Source organism: Streptomyces spiramyceticus, from assembly GCF_028807635.1.
GTDB classification, from domain to species: domain Bacteria; phylum Actinomycetota; class Actinomycetes; order Streptomycetales; family Streptomycetaceae; genus Streptomyces; species Streptomyces spiramyceticus.
Genome location: NZ_JARBAX010000001.1, coordinates 4,391,547 through 4,414,831, shown reverse-complemented (window position 1 = coordinate 4,414,831; position 23,285 = coordinate 4,391,547). Strand labels below are relative to the sequence as shown.

Annotated in this window: 25 protein-coding genes; 11 read left to right on the top strand and 14 right to left on the bottom strand. The window is 70.1% G+C overall.

The genetic code is table 11. The annotated features are described in order from the left end of the window. The first annotated feature begins 334 nt into the window (after positions 1-334). The gene (locus PXH83_RS20355) at positions 335-1,450 is read left to right on the top strand and encodes a magnesium and cobalt transport protein CorA (protein WP_274561822.1); all 1,116 of its coding nucleotides are present in this window, start codon (positions 335-337) and stop codon (positions 1,448-1,450) included. Here PXH83_RS20355 and PXH83_RS20350 read toward each other — a convergent pair. Further along, a complete protein-coding gene (locus PXH83_RS20350; RefSeq protein ID WP_274561820.1) occupies positions 1,428-2,351 on the bottom strand; it encodes a DMT family transporter in 924 nt (307 codons plus the stop codon). The genes PXH83_RS20355 and PXH83_RS20350 overlap by 23 nt on opposite strands. 77 nt (positions 2,352-2,428) lie before the next feature. Here PXH83_RS20350 and PXH83_RS20345 point away from each other — a divergent pair, with 77 nt between their 5' ends. Beyond that, the gene (locus PXH83_RS20345) at positions 2,429-2,962 is read left to right on the top strand and encodes a hypothetical protein (RefSeq protein ID WP_274561819.1); all 534 of its coding nucleotides are present in this window, start codon (positions 2,429-2,431) and stop codon (positions 2,960-2,962) included. 34 nt (positions 2,963-2,996) lie between these two features. Continuing rightward, positions 2,997-4,118, top strand: a complete 1,122-nt coding sequence (locus PXH83_RS20340) for an IS630 family transposase (RefSeq protein WP_420803165.1) — start codon at positions 2,997-2,999, stop codon at positions 4,116-4,118. A 97-nt stretch (positions 4,119-4,215) separates the two neighbouring features. Here PXH83_RS20340 and PXH83_RS20335 read toward each other — a convergent pair whose 3' ends face one another. Continuing rightward, positions 4,216-4,995 carry a hypothetical protein gene (locus PXH83_RS20335; RefSeq protein WP_274561818.1) on the bottom strand — a complete coding sequence of 260 codons (780 nt, stop codon included), beginning with the start codon at positions 4,993-4,995 and terminating at the stop codon, positions 4,216-4,218. A gap of 187 nt (positions 4,996-5,182) precedes the next feature. On the opposite strand from PXH83_RS20335, the gene PXH83_RS20330 reads away from it, so the two are divergent. From PXH83_RS20330 to PXH83_RS20320, 3 genes are read left to right on the top strand one after another with little or no spacing between them, the layout of a single operon-like run. Beyond that, positions 5,183-6,457: a magnesium transporter MgtE N-terminal domain-containing protein gene (locus PXH83_RS20330; protein WP_274561817.1), complete on the top strand. Its 1,275-nt coding sequence runs from the start codon at positions 5,183-5,185 to the stop codon at positions 6,455-6,457. 52 nt (positions 6,458-6,509) lie between these two features. Further along, positions 6,510-7,034, top strand: coding sequence for a DUF1003 domain-containing protein (locus PXH83_RS20325; protein ID WP_274562918.1), 525 nt, complete (start codon positions 6,510-6,512; stop codon positions 7,032-7,034). 43 nt (positions 7,035-7,077) lie between these two features. After that, positions 7,078-8,211, top strand: coding sequence for an Mrp/NBP35 family ATP-binding protein (locus PXH83_RS20320; protein WP_274561815.1), 1,134 nt, complete (start codon positions 7,078-7,080; stop codon positions 8,209-8,211). A gap of 166 nt (positions 8,212-8,377) precedes the next feature. Here the strand turns inward: PXH83_RS20320 and PXH83_RS20315 are convergent, their stop codons facing one another. The 5 genes from PXH83_RS20315 to sigE form a co-directional block, all read right to left on the bottom strand. After that, on the bottom strand, positions 8,378-9,052 hold the full coding sequence (locus PXH83_RS20315) for a hypothetical protein (RefSeq protein WP_274561813.1): 675 nt from the start codon (positions 9,050-9,052) through the stop codon (positions 8,378-8,380). A gap of 118 nt (positions 9,053-9,170) precedes the next feature. Beyond that, on the bottom strand, positions 9,171-9,623 hold the full coding sequence (locus tag PXH83_RS20310) for a sec-independent translocase (protein ID WP_274561812.1): 453 nt from the start codon (positions 9,621-9,623) through the stop codon (positions 9,171-9,173). Positions 9,624-9,721: 98 nt separating this feature from the next. After that, positions 9,722-11,437 (bottom strand): S1C family serine protease, encoded by a 1,716-nt coding sequence (locus PXH83_RS20305; RefSeq protein WP_274561811.1) that lies wholly within the window; start codon positions 11,435-11,437, stop codon positions 9,722-9,724. Between the two features lie 122 nt (positions 11,438-11,559). Continuing rightward, a complete protein-coding gene (locus tag PXH83_RS20300; protein WP_274561810.1) occupies positions 11,560-12,498 on the bottom strand; it encodes an anti-sigma factor family protein in 939 nt (312 codons plus the stop codon). Further along, a complete protein-coding gene (sigE, locus tag PXH83_RS20295; protein ID WP_274562917.1) occupies positions 12,495-13,277 on the bottom strand; it encodes an RNA polymerase sigma factor SigE in 783 nt (260 codons plus the stop codon). Before sigE ends, PXH83_RS20300 begins: the two co-directional genes overlap by 4 nt. A 140-nt stretch (positions 13,278-13,417) precedes the next feature. On the opposite strand from sigE, the gene PXH83_RS20290 reads away from it, so the two are divergent. Continuing rightward, positions 13,418-14,083: an O-methyltransferase gene (locus PXH83_RS20290; RefSeq protein WP_274561808.1), complete on the top strand. Its 666-nt coding sequence runs from the start codon at positions 13,418-13,420 to the stop codon at positions 14,081-14,083. 320 nt (positions 14,084-14,403) lie between these two features. Here the strand turns inward: PXH83_RS20290 and PXH83_RS20285 are convergent, their stop codons facing one another. Next, positions 14,404-14,571 (bottom strand): DUF3117 domain-containing protein, encoded by a 168-nt coding sequence (locus PXH83_RS20285; RefSeq protein ID WP_003966491.1) that lies wholly within the window; start codon positions 14,569-14,571, stop codon positions 14,404-14,406. 303 nt (positions 14,572-14,874) lie between these two features. On the opposite strand from PXH83_RS20285, the gene chcB reads away from it, so the two are divergent. Further along, positions 14,875-15,675: a 2-cyclohexenylcarbonyl CoA isomerase gene (gene chcB, locus PXH83_RS20280; protein ID WP_274561807.1), complete on the top strand. Its 801-nt coding sequence runs from the start codon at positions 14,875-14,877 to the stop codon at positions 15,673-15,675. Between the two features lie 23 nt (positions 15,676-15,698). On the opposite strand, the gene PXH83_RS20275 is transcribed toward chcB, so the two are convergent. Together PXH83_RS20275 and PXH83_RS20270 are read right to left on the bottom strand one after the other, a co-directional pair. After that, the gene (locus PXH83_RS20275) at positions 15,699-16,298 is read right to left on the bottom strand and encodes a DNA-3-methyladenine glycosylase I (protein ID WP_274561805.1); all 600 of its coding nucleotides are present in this window, start codon (positions 16,296-16,298) and stop codon (positions 15,699-15,701) included. Next, positions 16,295-16,660: a DivIVA domain-containing protein gene (locus PXH83_RS20270; RefSeq protein ID WP_274561803.1), complete on the bottom strand. Its 366-nt coding sequence runs from the start codon at positions 16,658-16,660 to the stop codon at positions 16,295-16,297. The genes PXH83_RS20275 and PXH83_RS20270 overlap by 4 nt, the downstream gene beginning before the upstream one ends. A gap of 106 nt (positions 16,661-16,766) precedes the next feature. Between PXH83_RS20270 and folP the strand changes: the two genes are divergently transcribed. After that, the gene (folP, locus tag PXH83_RS20265) at positions 16,767-17,627 is read left to right on the top strand and encodes a dihydropteroate synthase (protein WP_274561801.1); all 861 of its coding nucleotides are present in this window, start codon (positions 16,767-16,769) and stop codon (positions 17,625-17,627) included. Between the two features lie 214 nt (positions 17,628-17,841). Here the strand turns inward: folP and PXH83_RS20260 are convergent, their stop codons facing one another. Both PXH83_RS20260 and dapE read right to left on the bottom strand, forming a co-directional pair. Continuing rightward, the gene (locus tag PXH83_RS20260) at positions 17,842-18,591 is read right to left on the bottom strand and encodes an LOG family protein (RefSeq protein ID WP_274561799.1); all 750 of its coding nucleotides are present in this window, start codon (positions 18,589-18,591) and stop codon (positions 17,842-17,844) included. Positions 18,592-18,660: 69 nt separating this feature from the next. Continuing rightward, complete coding sequence (dapE, locus tag PXH83_RS20255) at positions 18,661-19,740, bottom strand: succinyl-diaminopimelate desuccinylase (protein ID WP_274561797.1); 1,080 nt, start codon at positions 19,738-19,740, stop codon at positions 18,661-18,663. 97 nt (positions 19,741-19,837) lie between these two features. On the opposite strand from dapE, the gene PXH83_RS20250 reads away from it, so the two are divergent. Together PXH83_RS20250 and PXH83_RS20245 are read left to right on the top strand one after the other, a co-directional pair. Further along, complete coding sequence (locus tag PXH83_RS20250; protein ID WP_274561795.1) at positions 19,838-20,848, top strand: heavy metal transporter; 1,011 nt, start codon at positions 19,838-19,840, stop codon at positions 20,846-20,848. A 297-nt stretch (positions 20,849-21,145) separates the two neighbouring features. Then, a complete protein-coding gene (locus PXH83_RS20245; RefSeq protein WP_274561794.1) occupies positions 21,146-21,592 on the top strand; it encodes an ATP-binding protein in 447 nt (148 codons plus the stop codon). 80 nt (positions 21,593-21,672) lie between these two features. On the opposite strand, the gene PXH83_RS20240 is transcribed toward PXH83_RS20245, so the two are convergent. Together PXH83_RS20240 and fdxA are read right to left on the bottom strand one after the other, a co-directional pair. Further along, positions 21,673-22,770 (bottom strand): bifunctional succinyldiaminopimelate transaminase/glutamate-prephenate aminotransferase, encoded by a 1,098-nt coding sequence (locus PXH83_RS20240; RefSeq protein ID WP_274561792.1) that lies wholly within the window; start codon positions 22,768-22,770, stop codon positions 21,673-21,675. A gap of 100 nt (positions 22,771-22,870) precedes the next feature. Further along, positions 22,871-23,191 (bottom strand): ferredoxin, encoded by a 321-nt coding sequence (fdxA, locus tag PXH83_RS20235; RefSeq protein ID WP_018089397.1) that lies wholly within the window; start codon positions 23,189-23,191, stop codon positions 22,871-22,873. Positions 23,192-23,285: the final 94 nt, after the last annotated feature.

The following is a 23,285-nucleotide window of genomic DNA, read 5'->3' as shown; positions in this document are numbered from 1 at the left end:
GGGGACCGGCCGGAGGAGGTGGGGCTGCGGTGGATCGAAGTCGACCCGGCAGTACCAGCCGCTCTTCCGCACAGCCTGTACAGCCTGTGTCCCCCGGGGCCTGAAGCCCTTCGTACCCGGCCGCCAACCGGTGAAACCTACGGGGCTCACGGCATTTCGCGCGACGGAAGAGCACTCGATATTTGCCTGATCCGTGTCTGAGCGAACGCCGTCACCGCGTCCTTGCGGTGCCGCCCGCTTTGCCGACGTACGGAGCCCCAGCGCTGTGGCCCGCACGTCTCCATTCCGGGCAGTGCCACGCCTCGCAGACGGCTTCTCCGTGAAGGAGCCCGCCATGTCGATGATCCGTGACCTGCGCGCAGCGGTCCGTCCGTCCCTGCGCAAGAGCAGCACTGTGTACAGCAGTTACGACACCACCCGCGACCCGTCGGCGAGCAGCGCGGTCGTCGACTGCGCGGTCTACCGCGACGGCCGTCGGGTGAAGGACGCGGAGTGCCTGACTCCGCACGAGGCGATGATCCGCGTCCGGGAGGGCGGCGGCTTCGCCTGGATCGGTCTGCACGAGCCGACCGAGGCCGAATTCGCCGGTATCGCGGCCGAGTTCGGGCTGCACCCGCTGGCCGTCGAGGACGCCGTACACGCGCATCAGCGGCCCAAGCTGGAGCGGTACGACGACACTCTCTTCACCGTCTTCAAGACGATCCACTACGTCGACCACGCCGAACTGACCGCAACCAGCGAGGTCGTGGAGACCGGCGAAGTCATGTGCTTCACCGGCAAGGACTTCGTCATCACCGTGCGGCACGGCGGCAAGGGCTCGCTGCGTGCGCTGCGCCACCGCCTCCAGGACGACCCGGAGCTGCTCTCCAAGGGGCCTTCGGCGGTGCTGCATTCCATCTCCGACCATGTCGTCGACGGGTACATCGCGGTCGCGGCGGCCGTGCAGGACGACATCGACGAGGTCGAGATCGATGTCTTCTCCGCGCCCGCCAAAGGGAGTCCGCGTGGCTCGGACGCGGGGCGGATCTACCAGCTCAAGAGGGAAGTTCTTGAGTTCAAGCGGGCCGTCGCGCCGCTGCTGCGGCCGATGCAGCAGCTCAGCGAGCGGCCGATGCGGCTGGTCGACCCGGACATCCAGAAGTACTTCCGCGATGTCGCCGACCACCTGGCGCGCGTGCACGAACAGGTCGTCGGCTTCGACGAGTTGCTGAACTCGATCCTCCAGGCCAACCTCGCGCAGGCGACCGTCGCCCAGAACGAGGACATGCGCAAGATCACGTCCTGGGCGGCGATCGTTGCCGTACCGACGATGATCTGCGGCGTCTACGGCATGAACTTCGACCACATGCCGGAGCTGCACTGGCGGTACGGCTATCCGCTGGTCCTCGGCTCCATCGTCGTCGTCTGTGTCACCATCCACCGCACGCTCAAGCGGAACGGCTGGCTCTGACGACGAGCGCGAGGCCGGCCAGGATCACCACCAGGGCGGGGTAGGCGGCCATCGGCGGCTGCTGCCCCAGCCACAGCGCGGCGATCAGGGCCGCGCCCGGGGTCTCCAGCAGAATCGCCGTCGAGGTGACGGAGGGGCCCAGGGTGCTCACGACGCGGTTGAGGAGCGAGTGGCCGAGGAGCTGGGCGGCGGCGGTGAGCGCGGCCAGCTGGAGCCAGGTGGTGGCGCTGTACCCGCCGAGGTCGGCGCCCGCCACCAGGCAGGTCGCGAGCAGGATCAGCGCGGTCGTGGAGTAGCAGATGTAGGTGTACGCCGTCGTGCTCACGGTCCGCCGCACCTCGGCCCCGAGCAGGACGTATCCGGCGGCCGCGATGCCGCCGCCGAGCGCGAGGGCGTCGCCCGCGAGTGCGCGGGGCGAGAGGGTCATGTCGACTCCGGTCAGGATCACCACGCCCGCGACGGCGAGCACCGTCCCGGCCCACACCATGCGGGGCGGGCGGTGGCCCCGTATGCGCAGGAGGATCGTCGTCCAGATCGGCGTGGTGGTGCAGAGCGCGGTCGAGGATGCGACCGAGGTCATGCGCAGGCTGGGCAGCCAGAGCCCGAAGTGCAGGGCGAGCAGCGCCCCGGCCGCGACGGCGAGCAGGAGTGGCCTGCGCCCGATGCGGCGCAGCTCGGCGCGGTGCTTGAGCAGCGCCACGGGGGTCAGTACGCCGACGGCCATGGCGTTGCGCCAGAACGCGATGGCGAGCGCGGGCGCCGCGGTGGCGGCGATGAGCGGCGCCGAGAACGAGACGCTGGCGACGGCGACGCCGAGCAGCACCAGGTCGATACGGGGCGCGGCGGGCGGGGCGCTCAGTGCGCTGGGTTTGCCGTCGGTGCGGCGGGCTGTTGCGGGCACGGGCTCACGGTAAGGGGTGTAGTGCGATGACGGAACTGTCGGGGCACTGGGGAGGCTCTGGGCCTAGGCTTTGACTCATGACGCCCATGCCGCAGACGCCCGCGCCGCAGACGTTCCTCAACCAGGCCCTCGTCGAGGAGGCCACCAAGAAGTCCGGGCTGATCTGGGTGCAGGGCACGGGCCCCGCCCGGTCGCTCTGGCACGTGTGGCACGACGGCGCCGCGTACGTCGTCGGGGACGGCCCCGGCGAGCAGCCGTTCCCCGGGCTGGCCGACGGCGGGACCGCCGAAGTGACCGTACGCAGCAAGGACAAGGGCGGCCGTCTCGTCGCCTGGACGGCCACCGTCACCGAGCACGCGGCCGGCACCGAGGAGTGGGAGGCGGCAGTCGCCGAGCTCAAGGGCAAGCGCCTGAACGCGCCCGACGCGGAGCAGATGACGGAGCGGTGGGGGCGGGAGTGCCGCGTACTGCGGCTGGAGCCGCGGGAGGTGGCGGGGGAGCTGCCGGACGGATCGCTGGCGGCAAGGCCGTTGCCGACGACGGCGACGACGCGGATGCCGGTACCGGCGGGGCTGCCGCGGCTACTGCTGAAGCGACGCGCGAAGCGCTAGTGTCCTGCGCCAATAGTTGATCGTTAGTTGTTGTGTGACTTCTGCTGCTGGTGCGTCAGTTCCTCGTCGGGGCCCGAAGCTGGAACCGCTGCTGCTCTGTGATGAGGAGCGGGCGGTGTTGGAGCGGTGGACGCGTCGGGCGACGTCGGCCCAGGCGCTGGCCCTGCGCGCACGGATTGTGCTGGCGTGCGCGGGGCCGGAGGTGCCGCCGATCGTGGCGGTCGCCCGGGATCTGCGGGTGACCGCGGACACGGTCCGCAAGTGGCGGCGGCGGTTCCTCGCCGAGCGGCTGGACGGGCTGGTGGACGAGCCCCGCCCCGGCCGGCCGCCCAGCATCAGCATCGACCAGGTGGAGTCGGTCGTGGTCACGACGCTGGAGGACCTCCCGAAGAACGCCACCCACTGGTCGCGTAAGTCGATGGCGGACCGCAGCGGTCTGTCGAAGTCCACCGTCGGCCGGATCTGGCGGAAGTTCCAGCTCAAGCCGCACCTGGCGGACACGTTCAAGCTGTCGACGGACCCGTTGTTCGTGGAGAAGGTCTACGACGTCGTCGGCCTGTACTTCAACCCGCCCGAGGGCGCGGTGGTGCTCTCGGTGGACGAGAAGTCCCAAATTCAGGCGCTGGACCGGTCCCAGCCGGTCCTGCCGATAATGCCCGGGATGCCCGAACGGCGCACCCACGACTACGTCCGCAACGGCCTGACCACCTTGTTCGCCGCTTTCGATGTCGCCACCGGTGAGGTCATCAGCGCCCTGCACCGCCGGCACCGGGCGGCCGAGTTCAAGAAGTTCCTGGTCAGGATCGACAAGGAGGTCCCCGCACATCTCCAGGTCCACCTGATCTGTGACAACTACGGCACCCACAAGACCCCGGCGATCAGAACGTGGCTGGCCAAACACCCCCGTTTCCAGCTGCATTTCACCCCGACCGGCTCCTCGTGGATCAACCAGGTCGAGCGGTGGTTCGGCTTCCTGGCCGACCAGATGATCCGTCGCGGCGCACACAAGAACGTCCAAGCCCTCGAAGCCGACATCCGCAAGTGGGTCAAGAACTGGAACGAAGACCCCAAGCCGTTCATCTGGACCAAGACAGCCGAGGAGATCCTCGCCTCGCTCGCCCGTTTCTGCCGACGAATCTCCGGCGCAGGACACTAGGGCGTCGAATCTGGGGGCAAGCCCCCAGACCCCGGACGGCTGACCCGTGCGGCACCGCCCACCCGCACCCACCCAACGCACAATGCCGCGACGCCGCTCAGCCGTTGGACGTCTTCGGGAGCTGGCCGCCGTAGTCGACGGTCTCGTCCTCACCCGGCGCCTCCAGCGCGAAGTCCTCGTCCCACTCGGCGAGCCTCACCACACCCGCCCCACCTGCCCGCTCCAGCTTCAGCGGATACGGCGTACCCATCAGTGAGACGGCGAGGCGGCCGCCCTCACCCGATGCGCCGCCGGTGACCTCGATCGTGCGGACGCCGCCCACGGTCGCGCGCTCGCCCTTGGCCAGCTTGCCGTGCAGCCCCAGGAGCCCGTCGAGCAGGACGTCCTTGTCGGTGAAGCCGCGCAGCTGGTCGTACACGGGGTCGTCGTCCGGCACCTTCACGTACTTGTCTTCCAGCTTGCCCCCGGCCCCCTCGTCCGAGTGGGTCGGCTCGGACGGCTCGGTCTCCTCGTGGTCCCAGAAGTCGGCCCCGGCCTTCATGAACAGCTCGTCGTCGATGCGCAGCAGCTCGAAGGCGCTGCCCTTGGAGGTGACGGAGCCTGTGCCGCCGTCCTCCTTGAGGCGCATGTTGAGCTTGTACGAGCGCCCTTTGCTGACGACCGTGCCCGAGAGATGTACCGCTTCCGCGCGGCCGGCCGCCGCCCGTGCCTTGCCTTCGATGGCGGTGGCGGAGAGTTTCCCCAGCCCGTTGGTCCCCTGGTCCGGATCCGGTTCCTCCGCGCACGCCGTGAGCGACGCGGTGAGCCCGGCGCACACAAGGCCCAGGAGTGCGGCCCGGCGGAGGCGGGCTCGGGCGGCCGGGGGAAATGCAGTCACAAGCGCACTGCCTCTCATGCGGGTGTCCTCATGCGGGTGTCCGGGGTGGCAGCAGGCAGCGTACCTGTGTCGTGCACATCACCCGGAAGGGAGCCGTCCGGATGCCTGTTGGGAGCGGTGTGGACCGGTACGGGCTAGCCTGAACCCGTTATCCAGCCTTATTTGCAGACATAGGGAGGCGCACCGTATGGCATCAGGCGCCGCCCCCCGGATCTTCGTCTCGCACCTCGCGGGCGTCGCGGTCTTCGACCCCAACGGAGACCAGGTCGGCCGGGTGCGCGACCTCGTGGCGATGCTGCGCGTCGGCCGCCGGCCGCCGCGGCTGCTCGGCATGGTCGTCGAGGTGGTCAGCCGACGGCGGATCTTCCTCCCCATGACCCGGATCACCGGCGTCGAGTCGGGGCAGGTCATCACGACAGGCGTCGTCAACATGCGCCGCTTCGAGCAGCGCCCGACCGAGCGCCTGGTCCTCGGCGAGCTCCTCGACCGCCGGGTCCGCCTCGTCGACGGCGGCGAGGAAGTCACGGTCCTCGACGTGTCGATCGTGCAGCTGCCCGCCCGCCGCGAGTGGGAGATCGACAAGGTCTTCGTACGCAAGGGCAAGGGCGGCGCGCTGCGGCGCCGCGGCGAGACCCTGACCGTGGAGTGGTCGGCCGTCACCGGCTTCTCGCTGGAGGAGCACGGACAGGGCGCGGAGAGCCTGCTGGCCACCTTCGAGCAGCTGCGCCCCGCCGACCTCGCCAACGCCCTGCACCACCTGACCCCGAAGCGCCGCGCCGAGGTGGCTGCCGCGCTCGACGACGACCGGCTCGCCGACGTACTCGAAGAGCTGCCCGACGACGACCAGGTGGAGATCCTCGGCAAACTCAAGGAGGAGCGGGCCGCGGACGTACTGGAGGCGATGGATCCGGACGACGCCGCCGACCTGCTGTCCGAGCTGTCCGAGGAGGACCAGGAGCGGCTGCTGACGCTGATGCGGCCGGACGACGCGGCCGACGTGCGGCGGCTGCTCTCGTACGAGGAGCGGACCGCGGGCGGTCTGATGACGACCGAGCCGATCGTGCTGCGCCCCGACGCAACGGTCGCGGACGCCCTGGCGCGCGTACGGCAGCAGGACCTGTCGCCCGCGCTCGCCGCGCAGGTGTACGTGTGCCGACCGCCGGACGAGACGCCGACGGGCAAGTACCTGGGGACGGCGCACTTCCAACGGATGCTGCGGGAGCCGCCGTTCACGCTGGTCAGCTCGATCGTGGAGTCCGATCTGCCGCCGCTGTCGCCCAGCACCCCGCTGCCCGCCGTGACGAGTTACCTCGCGGCGTACAACATGGTCGCGGCCCCCGTGGTGGACGAGGGCGGCTCTCTGCTCGGCGCGGTGACCGTCGACGACGTACTCGACCACCTGCTGCCCGACGACTGGCGCGAGAGGGAATTCCACGAGGGGGAGACCGCCCGTGGGCACTGACAAAGGTGCGGAGCCGAAGGAGCGGGCCAGGTCGGCGACCGGCGCGAGCGCGATGCCGCGGGCACCCCGCGTACGCCTGGACCAGCCGCGCGCGCCGCGCACGCGGCTGCTGCCGGAGTACGACCCCGAGGCCTTCGGGCGGTTCTCGGAGCGGATCGCCCGCTTCCTCGGTACGGGCCGCTTCCTCGTCTGGATGACCCTGACCATCATCCTGTGGGTGGTCTGGAACGTCTTCGCGCCCGCCGTCCTGCGCTGGGACGAGTACCCGTTCATCTTCCTGACGCTGATGCTGTCCCTCCAGGCGTCGTACGCCGCCCCTCTGATCCTCCTCGCGCAGAACCGCCAGGACGACCGGAACCGGGTCACCTACGAGCAGGACCGCAAGCAGAACGAGCGGTCCATCGCGGACACCGAATACCTCACGCGGGAGATCGCCTCGCTGCGCATGGGCCTCGGCGAGGTCGCCACTCGCGACTGGATCCGCTCGGAATTCCTGGACCTGGTCAAGGAGATGGAGGACCGCCGCTCCGTATTCCCGTCCGAACCCGCTTCCGAGAGTGATGAAGGCGACCGCTGACAGGCCTTTCCCGGTGCGGCAGTAAGCGCCGTACCATCGGCGTATGGCTATGGAAGACGCGGTGCGTGAAGCACTGGCGACAGTGAACGACCCCGAGATCCACAAACCGATCACCGACCTCGGCATGGTCAAATCGGTCGAGATCGGGGCAGACGGTGCGGTTGCTGTCGCCGTCTACCTCACCGTCTCCGGCTGCCCGATGCGCGAGACCATCACCAAGAACGTGCGCGAGGCGGTCGAGCGCGTCGAGGGTGTGACAAGCGTCTCCGTCGAGCTCGACGTGATGAGCGACGAGCAGCGCAAGGAGCTCGCGGGCGCGCTGCGCGGCGGCACCGCCGAGCGCGAGGTCCCCTTCGCCCAGCCGGGATCGCTGACCCGTGTGTACGCGGTGGCGTCCGGCAAGGGCGGCGTCGGCAAGTCCTCGGTGACCGTCAACCTGGCCGCGGCGATGGCGGCGGACGGCCTGAAGGTCGGCGTCGTCGACGCGGACATCTACGGGCACAGCGTGCCGCGCATGCTGGGTGCGGACGGCCGTCCGACCCAGGTCGAGAACATGATCATGCCGCCGTCGGCGCACGGCGTGAAGGTCATCTCCATCGGGATGTTCACCCCGGGCAATGCCCCGGTGGTGTGGCGCGGCCCGATGCTGCACCGGGCACTCCAGCAGTTCCTGGCGGATGTCTACTGGGGCGACCTGGACGTCCTCCTCCTCGACCTGCCGCCGGGCACGGGCGACATTGCGATCTCGGTGGCGCAGCTCGTACCGAACGCCGAGATCCTCGTCGTGACGACGCCGCAGCAGGCCGCGGCCGAGGTCGCCGAGCGCGCCGGATCCATCGCCGTACAGACCCACCAGAAGATCGTCGGCGTCGTCGAGAACATGTCGGGCCTGCCGTGCCCGCACTGCGACGAGATCGTCGACGTCTTCGGCACCGGCGGCGGCCAGAGGGTCGCCGAGGGACTGACGAAGACGACCGGCGCGAACGTGCCGGTGCTGGGCTCCATCCCCATCGACGTACGCCTGCGGGAAGGCGGCGACGAGGGCAAGCCCGTCGTGCTGTCCGACCCGGACTCCCCGGCCGGCGCGGCACTGCGCGCGATCGCGGGCAAGCTGGGCGGCCGAGCCCGGGGCCTGTCGGGCATGTCCCTGGGCATCACCCCGAGAAACAAGTTCTGACCTGACCACCCCCCGTTGTGGGCATTCGTTCCGCTTGGGGGTCCCCCTGGACGAAGTCCTTGGGGGAGGAACGGGTGGGCACAACCGACCACTGACCCGCACCTGCTTACGCGAGGGGGGCGCCGCTCACCGAGCGACGCCCCCTTTGCCGTACTCCTGCGCCGCCCTACTGCGCCGCGTAGGCCGAGATGTCCTCAACAACCGAGAAGCCCAACCCGTACGCACTCATCCCACGCCCGTACGCCCCCAAATGCACCCCGGACTGCGTGGACCCCGCAAGCACCCACCCGAACTCCGACTCCCGGTAGTGGAACGGCGTCGGCACCCCGTCCACCGGCAGCGACAGCGCCGACCACTCAGACCCCTCCAGGTCATCGGCCAGCTCGAACGCGGCCTCGGTCTGCTGGTCGAGCCAGTCGTCCCGCAGCGTGTGGTCCAGCGACGCGGGCCAGGTGGACGACAGCAGGCCCGAACCGGCCAGCCAGGCCGCGGAGGACACCGACGTGGCCTCCAGTACGCCCGTACCGTCGCCACTGCGCCGCACCGGGCTGCTCGCGACGGTGACGACGACCGCGAAGCGTTCCTTCTCCTGGCCGTCATCCACTCGTATCGACGGCTCCTCGCCGTGCCCCGTCGAACCGTGCTGGACGGTGCCGTCCGCCGCCATGCCCACCTGCATCAGCCAGCGCGGCCCGGTGAAGGCCTCGTCCAGCCCGTACCAGGGGAACGTTGCGCGCAGATAGCCATCGACCGTACGCCGGGCTACTGGCACCCCCTCCGCTGTGGATGTGCCTGGCGCCAGGGATGCTCCCTGCGCTCCGACCCGACTCGTGGTCTCCATCTATCCGGCCGCCTCCTCGATCCGTAGCGTCCGGAGCGGGCCCGCCCCCCTCGGGCGTCCTCTGACCGGACAGATGGAGGATAGCCACCTTGGTGCGGCTCGTCTGGATTGCCTGGTCTCAGGTGGCGTCTGCGTCGAAGGGCGGACGCTCGCTCTGAGCGGGCGTTTCACGCTTCTTCAGGAGGTCGGGAGTGCCCGCCGATTCTTTCGACAGATTGGCCCGCCCGGCCGAACCCGAATCGCTGTCGCGGCCGTGCACGGCGTCGGCGACCTCGGCGATCTCGCTCTTGAGATCGAAGCTGCTGCGGATCTCCTTCAGCCCCAGATCGTCGTTGTCCATGAGCTGCTTACGGACGAAATTCTTGGGGTTGAGGTCCTCGAACTCGAAATCCTTGAACTCCGGGCCCAGTTCGGAGCGGATGTCCTGCTTCGCGCTCTCGGAGAACTCGCGGATCTTACGGATCGTCGCCGAGGCGTCCTGGATGAGCTTCGGAAGCTTTTCCGGACCGAAGACGAGCACAGCAAGGACCACCAGCGTCACCAGCTCTAGCGCGCCTATGTCACTGAACACCTTGTTGCTCCTTCGGTCCGGGCCCGGTCCACGGTACCCGCCCAATCTGTCCGGCCGGTACCTTCACGCGACACCCATGTGGACGTCTGTGCGCTCGCTCACGTGCCGTCCGCCGAGCCGAGCGTGACGGCGACGGACCGCTCCTCGCCCTCCCGCACCACGGTCAGCTCCAGGCGGTCGCCGGGGCGGTGGGAGCGGATCTTGACGATCAGTTCCTGGCCGTTGTGCACCCGCTGCCCGTCGACCTCGGTGATGATGTCGCGCGGCTGGATCCCGGCCTTGGCGCCGGCGCCGCCGGGTGTCACGGCCGGCCCCTTGGCGCCCTTGGTGCCGACGCGGGCGCCGTCGCCCGTGTACTTCATGTCGAGCGTTACGCCGATCACCGGGTGGGTCGCCCTACCCGTGTTGATCAGCTCCTCGGCCACTCGCTTGCCCTGGTTGATGGGTATCGCGAAGCCGAGGCCGATGCTGCCGCCCTGGCCGCCTTCGAGGCCCGTGCCGTTGCCCGCGGCGCGGATGGCGCTGTTGATGCCGATGACGTTGGCCTTGCCGTCCAGCAGCGGGCCGCCGGAATTGCCCGGGTTTATCGGCGCATCGGTCTGGAGCGCGTTCACATAGCTGACGTCGCTGCCGTCGCCCTTCTCGCCGCCCGCGGTGATGGGGCGTTCCTTGGCGCTGATGATGCCGGAGGTCACGGTGTTCTGGAGGTCGAAGGGTGCGCCGATGGCCACCACCGGGTCGCCGACCTGCACGTTCTCGGAATTGCCCAGGGGCAGCGGCCGGAGGCCGTCGACGCCGGTCACCTGGACGACGGCCAGGTCGTAGCCGCTGTCCTTGCCTATCACCTTCGCCTTGGCGGTCTCGCCGCGGCTGAAGGTGACGGTGATGTTGCCGGAAGCGCCGGCGGGCTCCACCACGTGGTGGTTGGTGAGGATGTGGCCCTGGGCGTCGAGCACGAAGCCGGTGCCTGTGCCCTGCTCGCCCGCGCCGCTGACGTGCAGCGTGACGACGCCCGGCAGAGCGCTGGCGGCTATGCCCGCGACGCTGTCGGCGGGACGCGCCTTGCCGTCCGCCTTGGCGGCCTGCGGGAGCTCGACGCGGGTGATGCCGCCGTTGCGCTCGATGTACGCCCCGACGCCGCCGCCGATGCCTCCGGCGACCAGCGCGATCAGCAGCGCCCCGACGAACAGGCGGGCCCCGCGCCCCTTCTTCTTCGGGGCGCCACCCGGAGCGCCGGGGTGGGTCAGCGGCTGCTGGATGGTGCCCCAGGGGTCGTACTGAAGCCACTGCGAAGGCTGGTGGTGCGGCTGGTGCGGCTGCTGGTTGTGCGGCGGGGACACCGGCAGGGGGGCGTGCGCGGGCCCGGCTGTACCGGCGCCGTTCGAGGCGCGGGCGCCCGGCGGTACGAACGTGCCCTGCGGCGGGGTGGGCACCGGCCGCTGCACGGGCGGCGCGGGCGCCCAGGGTCCTGGGCCTCCGTAGGGCGGTGTCCCGTACGGATCGGGCGCGTGCAGCGGCTGCGGCCGCGTCCGCCCGCCGGGCTCGGAGGCGTACTGCTCGGGGACGTGCTGCTCGGGGGACTGCTGCTCCGGGGACTGCTGCGCTATGCGGTCCGGCGACGCGGCCGCGACCGGCTCCGCGGCTCCGGTCTCCCGGGGCGCGTCCGGCGCGTGCACTTCATGGTCCGGCTGATCCGGTTGGTCGTCGGAGGCGGCATGAACTGCCGCCTCCGGGGCATCCGTTGAGCGGTTGACCGTCCTTGCGGGACGGCTCCACCACTTCGCCTTCGACCCAGCGGGCTTGCCCTCGTCCATGCTCTCCCCGCAACCCACGAGCACGCCGCTCGGGCAGTGCCACCTCGTTGTCCGTGCCCCGTGGGGGCACCCTCCATGGATTCAACCAGGTTTGCGAATGGCCGCGCAGTGGCCGGTGGACGTCAGGGCGAAACAGGCAGCCCGGACTGGGACGGAGCTGCCAACTGGCTTGCCGACGGCGAGAACGACACCGGCGGTTTCCGATGAGGGGCATGACTGAACGGCAGAGACGAAACCGACGGACGTATCAGCGGCAGCGGGGCCGCGCCGCTCAGCAGAGGCGCCGAGAACGGATGCGTCAGTGGCTGGACCGGGCCCGTACCCATGCCCACTTCTACGTATCTGGACGGCACAGCGGCGGTGGAGTTGACCGAACTGGGCGCTGCTGCGGGACGTTCGCCGGATGCCGCGAGCAGGCCGCCGCGCTCGCTGCGGCGGCTGGTGCTTTCCGTGGCAGCGGCGGCCGTGGTGGGCGTACGCAGCGGCGTGACGTTGTTGCCCGAGGCTCCGCCTCGGGCATTGGTCTCACCCCCTGATCCCAGCGGCATGGCGCCGCCGAGCGCGAACGCCGCGAGCGACACCGCACTGGCCGCCGCGAAGGCGAACCGCCGCCCCCGTCCGCCCGAACGCTCCGCCTCCGCGCGGCCCACGTCATGGATGCGGAAGCCCCGCTCGGACGCGGCGGCCGGAAGGGCGTGCCCCCCGGTCGGCATGTAGAAGACGCCACCGGGTCTCCCCCTCGGGGTGTCCGTGCCGAAGACTCCGTTCCCGAAGGTTCCGCGGCCGAACAGGTTTCCGTCGTCGCCGTCGTCGCCCCCGGGGCCACCGGCGGGCAGGCCCTGGAGTCGTGCGAGCAGGCCCTCGGAGGGCGGCGGCGGTGCGGTGGTCGAGAAGACGCTCTTCAGCCTGCGCTGGGCGTCGGCCTCTGCTTTGCACTTGGCACACGTCGCCAAGTGCGACAGGACACGCTCGCGGGCGTCGTGGTCCAGCTCACCGTCCACCAGGGCGGCCAGCCGGTCCCCCAGGTGCTGCTCGGCAGAAGTGGGTCGGGTGCCACTCACTCGGCTCCGCCCTCTCCGCCCACCACCGGGATACCCGTGCCGACCGTCGCAAGCGAACGCTGCTCGGCACGGGCCTCGGGAGACCGGTGCTGCAGAGCCTTGCGCAGATGGGAGCGGCCCCGGTGGATTCGGCTGCGTACAGTGCCGAGCTTGACGCCCAGCGTCGCGGCGATCTCCTCGTACGAAAGCCCCTCGATGTCACAGAGCACGACGGCCGCACGGAACTCGGGCGCGAGAGTGTCCAGCGCCTGCTGCACGTCCGCGTCGAAGTGCGTGTCGTTGAAGACCTGCTGCGGGGACGGTTCACGGCTCGGCAGCCGCTCGGCGGCGTCGTCGCCGAGCGCGTCGAAGCGGATCCGCTGCTTGCGGCGGACCATGTCCAGGAACAGGTTGGTCGTGATGCGGTGGAGCCAGCCCTCGAAAGTGCCGGGCGTGTAGGTCGACAGCGAGCGGAAGACACGGACGAAAACCTCTTGGGTGAGGTCCTCGGCATCGTGCTGGTTTCCGGTCAGACGGTAAGCGAGGCGGTAAACGCGGCCACTTTGCGTGCTGACGATCTCCTCCCATGTGGGCGGAGTCCACGCCTGAGATTCCGCATCTGAGGCGAAGGTCGCGGTCTGTGCGGAGCCGTTGAGGCCATGGGCGCGGTCAGCAATGTCGGTCACGGATTTCGGCTCACCCGCCGATCTGAGAAAGCGCCGCAGCACTCCACCCCGATCCACAGGCGCAGCCGCACCTCCCCTGTCGGCTCTGGTGGTGTCCAGTGGAGCCCCTACCATAGCCACCTCGCCCGTTAGCTCCGGATAAGCATCTTTACGTGAATTTGGAACCCGCACTCGGTCCTGATTCATCTCTCCCCCTGCCGTCATAACGCCCGGTCCCATCTGCGGGTTCCCGACGTCAGCGGATACAGTCACGGTTGCGCCAACTACGGGGACAGGAGAGGCCCATTACCGCCAACCGGCAGACGAGCTGGGCGTTCGCCGACGCCTATGTCGCCGAGGACGAAGCCCTGCACTGGGCTCGTGATCGGGCGCGGGACGCTGGGCTCCGCTCGGTCTCGCCCGGCGCCGGCGGTGCCCTGCGGCTGCTCGCTGCCACGGCGGACGCCAAGGCGGTCGCCGAAATCGGTACGGGCACCGGCGTCTCCGGCATATATCTGCTGCAGGGCATGCGGCCGGACGGCGTACTCACCACCGTCGACCCGGAGCCGGAGCGGCAGCAGTTCGCCCGCGAGGCGTTCCGTGCGGCAGGCTTCGCCGGCAACCGGGCTCGCTTCATTCCGGGCCGCGCCCTGGACGTGCTCCCACGGCTCGCGGACGGCGGCTACGACCTCGTCTTCTGCGACGGGGACCGGCTCGAGTGCATGGACTATCTCGCTGAATCGTTGCGCCTGCTCAGACCGGGCGGAATCGTCGTTTTCGAGGGTGTCTTCGCGGACGGCCGTACGGTCGACTCCGCGGCCCAGCCTGCGGAGGTGCTGCGCCTGCGGGAGCTGCTGCGCTCCGTACGGGAGAGCCGGCGGCTGGTCCCGTCCCTGCTCCCGGTGGGCGACGGCCTGCTGTGCGCGGTACTCCGCGCCTAGGGCGTGTCCGGCGGATCAGGCCGGCTTCAGGGTGCGGCGTGTTCTCGGTGCTGGTGAGCGGGGCTTGGTGCGTGCAGCTGCAAGGCGGAGGAGGGAGTCGACGCGGAGCGATTGGGGCCTCCCCTGCTCGAGCGAAGCCGAGAGCTTGGGGAAGAGTGACGACAACGCCGCAGATGTGCGCACCAAGCCCCGCGGCCCAGGCATGATCCGCCGGACACGCCCTAACCCGGCGGGCATCAGCATTTCGGGAGGGCGACACACCACTGCCCCGGCACGCTGTACGCGTGCCGGGGCAGTGGAAAGTTCGGGCGCTTCCGCTTCTAGCCGACGACCTTCTTCAGAGCGTCGCCGAGCGCATCGGCCTCATCCGGAGTCAGCTCGACGACAAGTCGACCGCCGCCTTCGAGCGGAACGCGCATGACGATGCCCCGCCCCTCCTTGGTCACCTCGAGCGGGCCGTCGCCCGTCCGCGGCTTCATGGCCGCCATGCTCGTTCCCCTTCCTGAAACCAGCTCATCGCAGCCGACAACCCAGGTGTCACCGGCATCGAACACATTGCTTCCAGGTCATTATCCCGCATCGCAGGACCCAATGACCAACATCGGTCGGCATCGCTTGTGCAACGCGCTCTCCCATAACCCCTCATTTCGGCAGTCCGCCTGCGATACTTCGCCGCCGTCGGCCACTCAGGGACCCCACTTTGTTTGACGCAGGTCACATGTTCACGCCCGGTGATCTTCCGCCATGCTGAGCTGGACATGCCCGCCCGAGCCGCAAAAGGGGATCTACTGATGGCCGACACCGTGCTCTACGAGGTGACCGACGGACTCGCAACGATCACGATCAATCGTCCCGAGTCCATGAACGCCATGAACACCGAGGCCAAGGTCGCACTACGGGACGCCGTGCAGGCCGCAGCCGCCGATTCCGCGGTACGGGCGGTCCTGCTCACCGCCACCGGCCGGGCCTTCTGTGTGGGCCAGGACCTCAGGGAGCACACCGCCTCGCTCGCCGCCGACCGCGAGGCGGGCACGGGCCAGACCATGAACACGGTGCGCGAGCACTACAACCCCATCGTGCGGGCCCTGACCGAGATGCCGAAGCCGGTCGTCGCCGGGGTCAACGGGGTCGCCGCCGGCGCCGGGGCGGGCTTCGCGTTCGCCGCCGACTACCGGGTCGTAGCAGACAACGCCGCCTTCAACACGGCCTTCGCCGCCGTCGCTCTGACCGCCGACTCGGGCGTTTCCTGGACGCTGCCGCGCCTGATCGGCCAGAGCCGCGCCGCCGACCTGCTGCTCTTCCCGCGCTCCATCTCCGCGCAGGAGGCGTTCGACCTGGGCATCGCCAACAAGCTCGTCCCGGCCGATGACTTGGCCACGGAGGCGGCCGCCGTCGCCCGCGCCCTGGCCGAGGGGCCGACCCTCGCGTACGCCGCGATCAAGGAGTCCATGGCGTACGGCACGGCTCACAGCCTCAGCGAGACCCTCGAAAAGGAGGACGAACTCCAGTCGAAGGCGGGCGCGTCGGAGGACCACACCATCGCCGTCGAGGCCTTCATCGCCAAGGAGAAGGCGAAGTACGTCGGCCGCTAGGAGCTGGAACCGCGGCGGGAGCCCTAGGAAGCCCCGCCGCGCACCACGCACTCCGCGAGGTGGTCGTCGACCAGGCCGCACGCCTGCATCAGCGCGTACGCGGTAGTGGGGCCCACGAAGCGTATGCCGCGCTTCTTGAGGGCCTTGGACAGCGCGACGGACTCGGGGGTGACCGCCGGGACGTCGGAGATTGTGCGGGGCGCCGGGCGCGTCGCGGGATCCGGGGCGTACGACCAGATGAGGGCGTCGAGCTCGCCGGCCTGCCAGTCGGCGAGCGTCCTGGCGTTGGCGAGGGTCGCGGCGATCTTGGCGCGGTTGCGGATGATGCCCGGGTCGGCGAGCAGGCGCTCCGCGTCGGCGTCCGTGAAGGCGGCCACCGAAGCGATCTTGAAACCGTCGAAGGCGGTACGGAAGCCCTCGCGCCTGCGCAGGATCGTCAGCCAGGACAGGCCGGACTGGAACGCCTCCAGGCAGAGCCGTTCGTACAGCGCGTCGTCGCCGTGGACCGGGCGGCCCCACTCCTCGTCGTGATACGCCACGTACTCCTCGGTGGCCAGGCCCCACGGGCAGCGCAGGCCGCCGTCCGGGCCTGCCACGGCGCCGCCCACCGTCACCGCCGTCATGACTGCGGCTCCTCGTCCGACGCGTCCCTGAAGAGGCCCCGGCCGCCGACCGCTCTTGCCTGGACGCCCGCCAGCGCGGCCTCCAGCTCCGCGATCCGCGCGTCGCGCTCCGCGAGCTCCGCGCCCACCCTGCCCAGCACGTCGTCGACGTCGGACATCCGGTACCCCCGGGGCGCCATCGGCAGGCGCAGCGCCTCGATGTCCGCCCGGCCCACAGGGCGTGTCACGGGCAGCGGGTCCACGAACTCCTCGGGTGCCGTTTCCGGCAGAACGCCACCGCTGTCGCTGCCGCCTCCGCCCACCACGGCGAGGGTGACCGCGGCGACCACCACGACCATCGCCACAACCAAGAACAAGAACACGAGCGTCTCCCCGGGGCACGCACAAAGCGGAAACTGTCCAGTCCCGATCGTGCCATGCGGCACTGACAGTTAAGGTCGCAGGCGACCGATGCGAGGAGGAAACACGGTGCTCAGGCTGGGACGGCGCGAGTTCGGAGCGCACGAGCCGGTGATCATGGCGATCGTGAACCGGACCCCGGATTCCTTCTACGACCAGGGTTCGACCTTCGACGACGAGCCTGCGCTGGCCCGCGTCGAGCAGGCGGTGTCGGAGGGCGCTGCCATCATCGACATCGGCGGCGTGAAGGCCGGTCCGGGCGAAGAGGTGAGCGCCCTTGAGGAGGCGCGGCGGACGGTCGGTTTCGTGGCCGAGGTCCGCAGGCGGCATCCGGACGTGGTGATCAGCGTCGACACCTGGCGGCACGACGTCGGCGAGGCGGTCTGCGAGGCGGGCGCGGATCTGCTGAACGACGCATGGGGCGGGGTGGACCCGAAGCTCGCCGAGGTGGCGGCCCGTTTCGATGTGGGCCTGGTCTGTACGCACGCGGGCCACGCGGAGCCGCGGACGCGGCCGCACCGGATCGAGTACGACGACGTGATGGCGGACATTCTCGACGTCACGGTCGGGCTGGCCACGCGCGCGGAGAAACTCGGGGTGCGGCGCGACGCGATTCTGATCGACCCGGGGCACGACTTCGGCAAGAACACCCGGCACAGTCTCGAAGCGACGCGGCGGCTCGGCGAGATGGTGGAAACGGGTTGGCCGGTGCTCGTCTCGCTGTCCAACAAGGACTTCGTCGGCGAGACGCTCGACAAGCCGGTGAAGGAACGGGTGATCGGCACGCTGGCCACGACGGCCGTCTCGGCGTGGCTCGGGGCGCAGGTCTATCGCGTGCACGAGGTCGCGGAGACGAAGCAGGTGCTGGACATGGTGGCGGCGATTGCGGGCCACCGGGCGCCGACGGTGGCGCGGCGCGGACTGATGTAGTCGGCGATGCGCGTGCGGTGCGTACGGCGGGGCGGGTGCGGTGCGGGTGGGCCTGCGGCGGGCTGTTCCCCTACCCCCCTTCCCGCTGTGACATTTTGCGGCTGCCGCCGCGTGGGGGGGGGCTCCGCCCAGACCCCGGTCCTCAAACTCCCCCAAGGACTTCGTCCAGGGGGGACCCCCAGACGGGCTGGATTTCCAGCCCGTCCGGCGTTCCCTACCTGCCCGTCTCCTTCGACACCAGGGCAACCGCCTCGTCCACGTCGTCCGTGAGGTGGAACAGCAGCAGGTCCCGCTCCGACGCCTTGCCCTGCGCGATCACCGTGTCGCGCAGCCAGTCGACGAGCCCGCCCCAGTACTCCGTACCGAACAGCACGATCGGGAAGCGCGTCACCTTGCGGGTCTGGACCAGGGTGAGGGCCTCGAACAGCTCGTCCAGCGTGCCCAGGCCGCCCGGCAGGACCACGAAGCCCTGTGCGTACTTCACAAACATCGTCTTGCGGACGAAGAAGTAGCGGAAGTTCACGCCGATGTCGACATGCGGGTTGATGCCCTGCTCGAAGGGCAGCTCGATGCCGAGGCCGACCGAGATGCCGTTCGCCTCTCGGGCGCCCTTGTTCGCCGCCTCCATCGCGCCGGGGCCCCCGCCCGTGATCACCGCGAAGCCGGCCTCGACCAGGGCTCGTCCGAGCCGGGTGCCCACCTCGTACTCGGGAGAGCCGGGAACCGTGCGTGCGGAGCCGAAGACGCTGATCGCGCTGGGGAGTTCGGCGAGTGCGCCGAAGCCCTCGACGAACTCCGACTGGATTCGCATGACCCGCCACGGGTCGGTGTGCACCCAGTCGGCATCGCCCTCGGTGTCCAGCAGCCGCTGGTCCGTGGTGCCGGCCTGGATCTGATCGCGGCGGCGCAGCACCGGACCCAGTCGCTGCTCGTCCGGGGTCCGCTCCTCTTCAGGAATCGTCATGCCGTACTCCCTCCGCTGCCGAACATTGTCCGGTCAGGGTAGGTCCACAGACGTGGCGAAAAGTGAAATTCAGGCAGTCAGCCAGGCATGGAGTCGTTCCTCGCAGTGCGTGATGCGCTCAACGGCCACATGCTCGTCGCGCTTGTGGGCGAAGAGCGGGTCCGCGGGGCCGTAGTTGACCGCGGGCACACCGAGCGCGCTGAAGCGCGAGACGTCCGTCCAGCCGAACTTGGGCCGCGCGGAGCCGCCCACCGCCGCCATGAACGCCGCGGCGGCCGGGTGCGACAGACCGGGCAGGGCCGCGCCCGAGTGATCGTCCACGACGAACTCGGCGATGCCGCAGTCCGCGAAGATCTCCCGTACGTGCGCGAGCGCCTCGTCCTCGCTGCGGTCGGGCGCGTACCGGAAATTGACCGTCACCGTGCAGGCGTCGGGGATGACGTTGCCCGCGACACCGCCCTCGATCTTTACGGCGTTGAGGCCCTCGCGGTACTCCAGGCCGTCGATCAAGGGACGCCTCGGCTCGTACGCCGCGAGCCGGGCCAGGATCGGCGCGGCCGCGTGGATGGCGTTGGAGCCCATCCAACTGCGCGCCGAGTGCGACCGCTCGCCCGCCGTGCGCAACAGCACCCGCAGCGTGCCCTGGCAGCCGCCCTCCACCTGGGCGTCGGAGGGTTCGAGGAGTACGGCGAAGTCGCCCGCGAGCCAGTCGGGGTGGGCGTCGGCGATGTGGCCGAGGCCGTTGAGGTGGGCGGCGACTTCTTCGTTGTCGTAGAACACGAAGGTGAGGTCGCGGTTGGGCTCGGGGACGGTCGCCGCGATACGGAGCTGCACGGCGACGCCCGACTTCATGTCGCTCGTGCCGCAGCCCCACAGGATGCCGTTCTCGTCGAGCCTGGACGGCACGTTGTCGGCGATCGGGACGGTGTCGATGTGCCCGGCCAGGATGACCCGCTCGGCCCGCCCCAGGTGCGTACGGGCCACCACGTTGTTGCCGTACCGGTCGACGGTGAGGTGCGGCAGTGCGCGCAGCGCCTCCTCGATGGCGTCGGCGAGTGCCTTCTCGGTGCCGCTCTCCGACGGGAAGTCGACGAGCCGGGCGGTCAGCGTGGGGGCGTCCAGGGCGAGGTCAAGCGGTGTTTCGGCCATGCCCCCGACCCTAGCGCGCGACGTCCGGGGACAGCCGGGGAGCCGGAAACGGAAGCACCCCACAGGCCTGTCACAGGCCTCAAGTACCTTAGGCAGCGTGCCTGAGTCCAGCTCTTCCGCAGCTCGCGGCCGCGCCCTGCGCATCACGGCGGGTGTCGCCGTGCTGCTCGCGCTGGCCGGGTATCTGGTGGCGCAGTTCGTGACCGGTGGCGGAGGCGCACCGCGCTGCACGGTGCGCTCGGCGGCGGGCGACGGGGCGACGTACGAGATCAGTCCCGAGCAGGCCGTCAACGCCGCGACGATCTCCGCCGTCGGCACCTCGCGCGGAATGCCGCAGCGAGCGGTGACGATCGCGCTCGCGACCGCCCTCCAGGAGTCGGCGCTGCGCAACATCAGGCACGGCGACCGGGACTCGCTCGGCCTCTTCCAGCAGCGCCCCTCGCAGGGCTGGGGCACCGAGAAGCAGATCCTCGACCCGGGGTATTCGGCCGGGAAGTTCTACGAGCACCTGGCGAAGGTCCCCGGCTATTCGCGGCTGCCCCTGACGGTCGCCGCCCAGCGCGTCCAGCGCAGTGGCTTCCCGCAGGCGTACGCGAAGCACGAGCCCGACGCCGCGCTGCTGGCCGCCGCGCTCACCGGCCGCGCACCCGCGTCGCTGACCTGCGCGGCGCCGCAGGACGGCCGGCCGGGCAAGCCTGCCGACGTACGGGCCGCGCTGGTGCGGGACTTCGGTCCCGATGTGCTGCCGACGGCGCAGGCCGCCGGTTCGCCGACCGGCACCGGGGGCGAGAAGGCCCAGCCCGGCGGCGCCCCGGCGGGAGCGACGGTGACCGTGCCCGTACCCGCTCGGGCGGCGGGCAACACCGGCAGCAATGGCAGCGCCGACGGTGACGGCGATCCGCGCGGCTGGGAGCTGGCGCACTGGGCCGTGGCCAATTCGTCCGAATTGCACATCGCGCAGGTCTCCTACGCGGGCCGGGTGTGGTCCGCCGGAGAGTCCGGGGACTCCGGGAAGAAATGGCGCAAGGCGGACGCCGAGTCCGGCACGGGAAAGTCCGGCAGCACTCAGAACGGCACCGGAGAAGTCCGAATCACCACCGCGCAATAGTGCGGACGGTCACCCGAAAGCAGTACGGAGATCACGCCGGTTCGGCGCTCCAGGGAAACCCGGCCACCCAGGCGCCACCTTTTCCCAATCCCCTTGCGAATAAAGGGCATTGACGATTCTGCGGCTAACTCCGAGGCGGATCATTTGCCCGGATTCATCCACAGCCGATTATGCGATGCATTACCAACTCTTTACCTTGGCGCACCGCAACTTTCCCCGCCCTCGGAGGGGTTGTCACTGCGTCCGATCGTCGGACAGACCCTCTTCATCAAACGTCTATCCCGTCTAAGGAGCACCATGTCCCTCCCCCTGACCCGTCGGATCGCCCGCGCCGCACTGCTGATCGCGGCCGGCGCAGCCCCCGTGGTCGGTGCGGCCGGCTCCGCAAGCGCCGTAGACCTCCCCGCCGCCCCGAACCTGGGTGGCGTGACCGCCGTGGACGGCGCCGGCCTCGGCGACACCGTCGACGGAGCCTCGCAGCAGGCCACCAAGACGGCGGGCAACACCGGCAGCAAGGCCGTCAAGAAGGCGGTCCCTGCCGCGGGCAAGACCGTCGGCAAGGCCGGCAAGATGGCCGCTCCGGCCGCGCAGAATGCTGCCGGTCACATCGCCGGCACCGCCGGAGGCGCCCTCGGCGAGACCGCCTCGACCGCGACCGAAACCGGCCTCCCGACCGCGGGTCTGCCCACCCAGGGCGTGCCGTCGACCGACAACCTGCCGCTGCAGGGCCTGCCCCTCAGCTAGTCCGTACGCAGCCCGCACAAAAACGGAGGGGCCCCGGGGAGCACGAACTCCCCGGGGCCCCTTCCTGTATGCAATGCGCATCAGCCGAGGCGCTTGACCGCCGCCTCGACGCGCTCGTCGGTGGCCGTGAAGGCCACCCGTACGAAACGGTCGCCCGCCGCCCCGTAGAAGTCACCGGGAGCCACCAGGATCCCCAGGCCCGCCAGGTACCCGACCGTCTCCCAGCACGGCTCGTCGCGCGTCGCCCACAGGTACAGGCTCGCCTCGCTGTGCTCGATCCGGAAGCCGTGCGCCTCCAGAGCGGTCCGCAGCGCCGCGCGCCGGGCCGCGTACCGCACGCGCTGTTCCCTCACGTGTACGTCGTCACCGAGCGCCGCCACCGTCGCCGCCTGCACCGGCGCGGGCGTCATCATGCCGCCGTGCTTGCGGATCTGCAGCAGGTCGCCGAGGACCGCCGCGTCGCCCGCCAGGAAGGCGGCCCGGTAGCCAGCCAGGTTGGAACGCTTGGAGAGCGAGTGGACGGCGACGATGCCCTCGTACGTACCGCCGCACACATCGGGGTGCAGTACGGAGACGGGCTCGGCCTCCCAGCCCAGCTCCAGGTAGCACTCGTCGCTGAAGACCAGCACGCCGTGCTCACGCGCCCATGCGACGATCCGGGTCAGCTCGTCCTTGGCCAGGACTCGGCCGGTCGGGTTCGAGGGCGAGTTGAGCCACAGGAGCTTGACCCGGGTGGGGTCGAGGTCCGCGCTGGGGTCGTCGTACACGACCGGCTCGGCGCCCGCCAGCCGTGCGCCCACCTCGTACGTCGGGTACGCGAGCCGCGGGTACGCGACCTGGTCCCCCGCGCCCAGACCCAGCTGCGTCGGCAGCCATGCCACCAGCTCCTTCGAGCCGACGACGGGCAGGACGTTGGTGTGCCCCACACCGCGCGCACCGAGCCGCCGCTGCACCCAGCCGGTGAGCGCGTCGCGCAGCTCGGCCGTGCCCCACACCGTGGGATAGCCCGGGGAGTCCGCGGCCGCGACAAGAGCCTTCTGGATCAGGTCGGGGACCGGGTCGACGGGCGTGCCGACGGACAGGTCCACGATGCCGTCCGGGTGGGCGGCCGCCGTCGCCTTGTACGGCTCCAGCTTGTCCCAGGGGAAGGTGGGCAGGCGGTCAGTGACTGCGGACACGGTGCTTCACTTTCTCGTGCTCGTACGGGCGGCAAAAAACGCCTCGGTCCCGTACGGCGGCAGGCCGTACGGGACCGGGGCGGCGCACTTGCCTCGTCGCTTACTGGTTCTGCGGGGGCAGTGCTGCGATGAAGGGGTGGTCACGCTCAATCAGGCCCAGCTTCGAGGCACCACCGGGCGAACCGAGCTCGTCGAAGAACTCGACGTTCGCCTTGTAGTAGTCCTTCCACTCCTCAGGAGTGTCGTCCTCGTAGAAGATTGCCTCGACCGGGCAAACCGGTTCACAGGCACCACAGTCGACGCATTCGTCCGGGTGGATGTACAAGGACCGGGAGCCCTCGTAGATGCAGTCGACCGGGCACTCCTCGATGCACGCCTTGTCCTTGACGTCGACACAAGGCTGCGCGATGACGTAGGTCACGCTGTCGTTCCTCCTCGATAGGGCGCGGCGGGCCGATCTGCGGCTCCGTCGCGTTGGCGCGCGGGAGCGCGGCGTCGTCGATGCCCAGTACCTA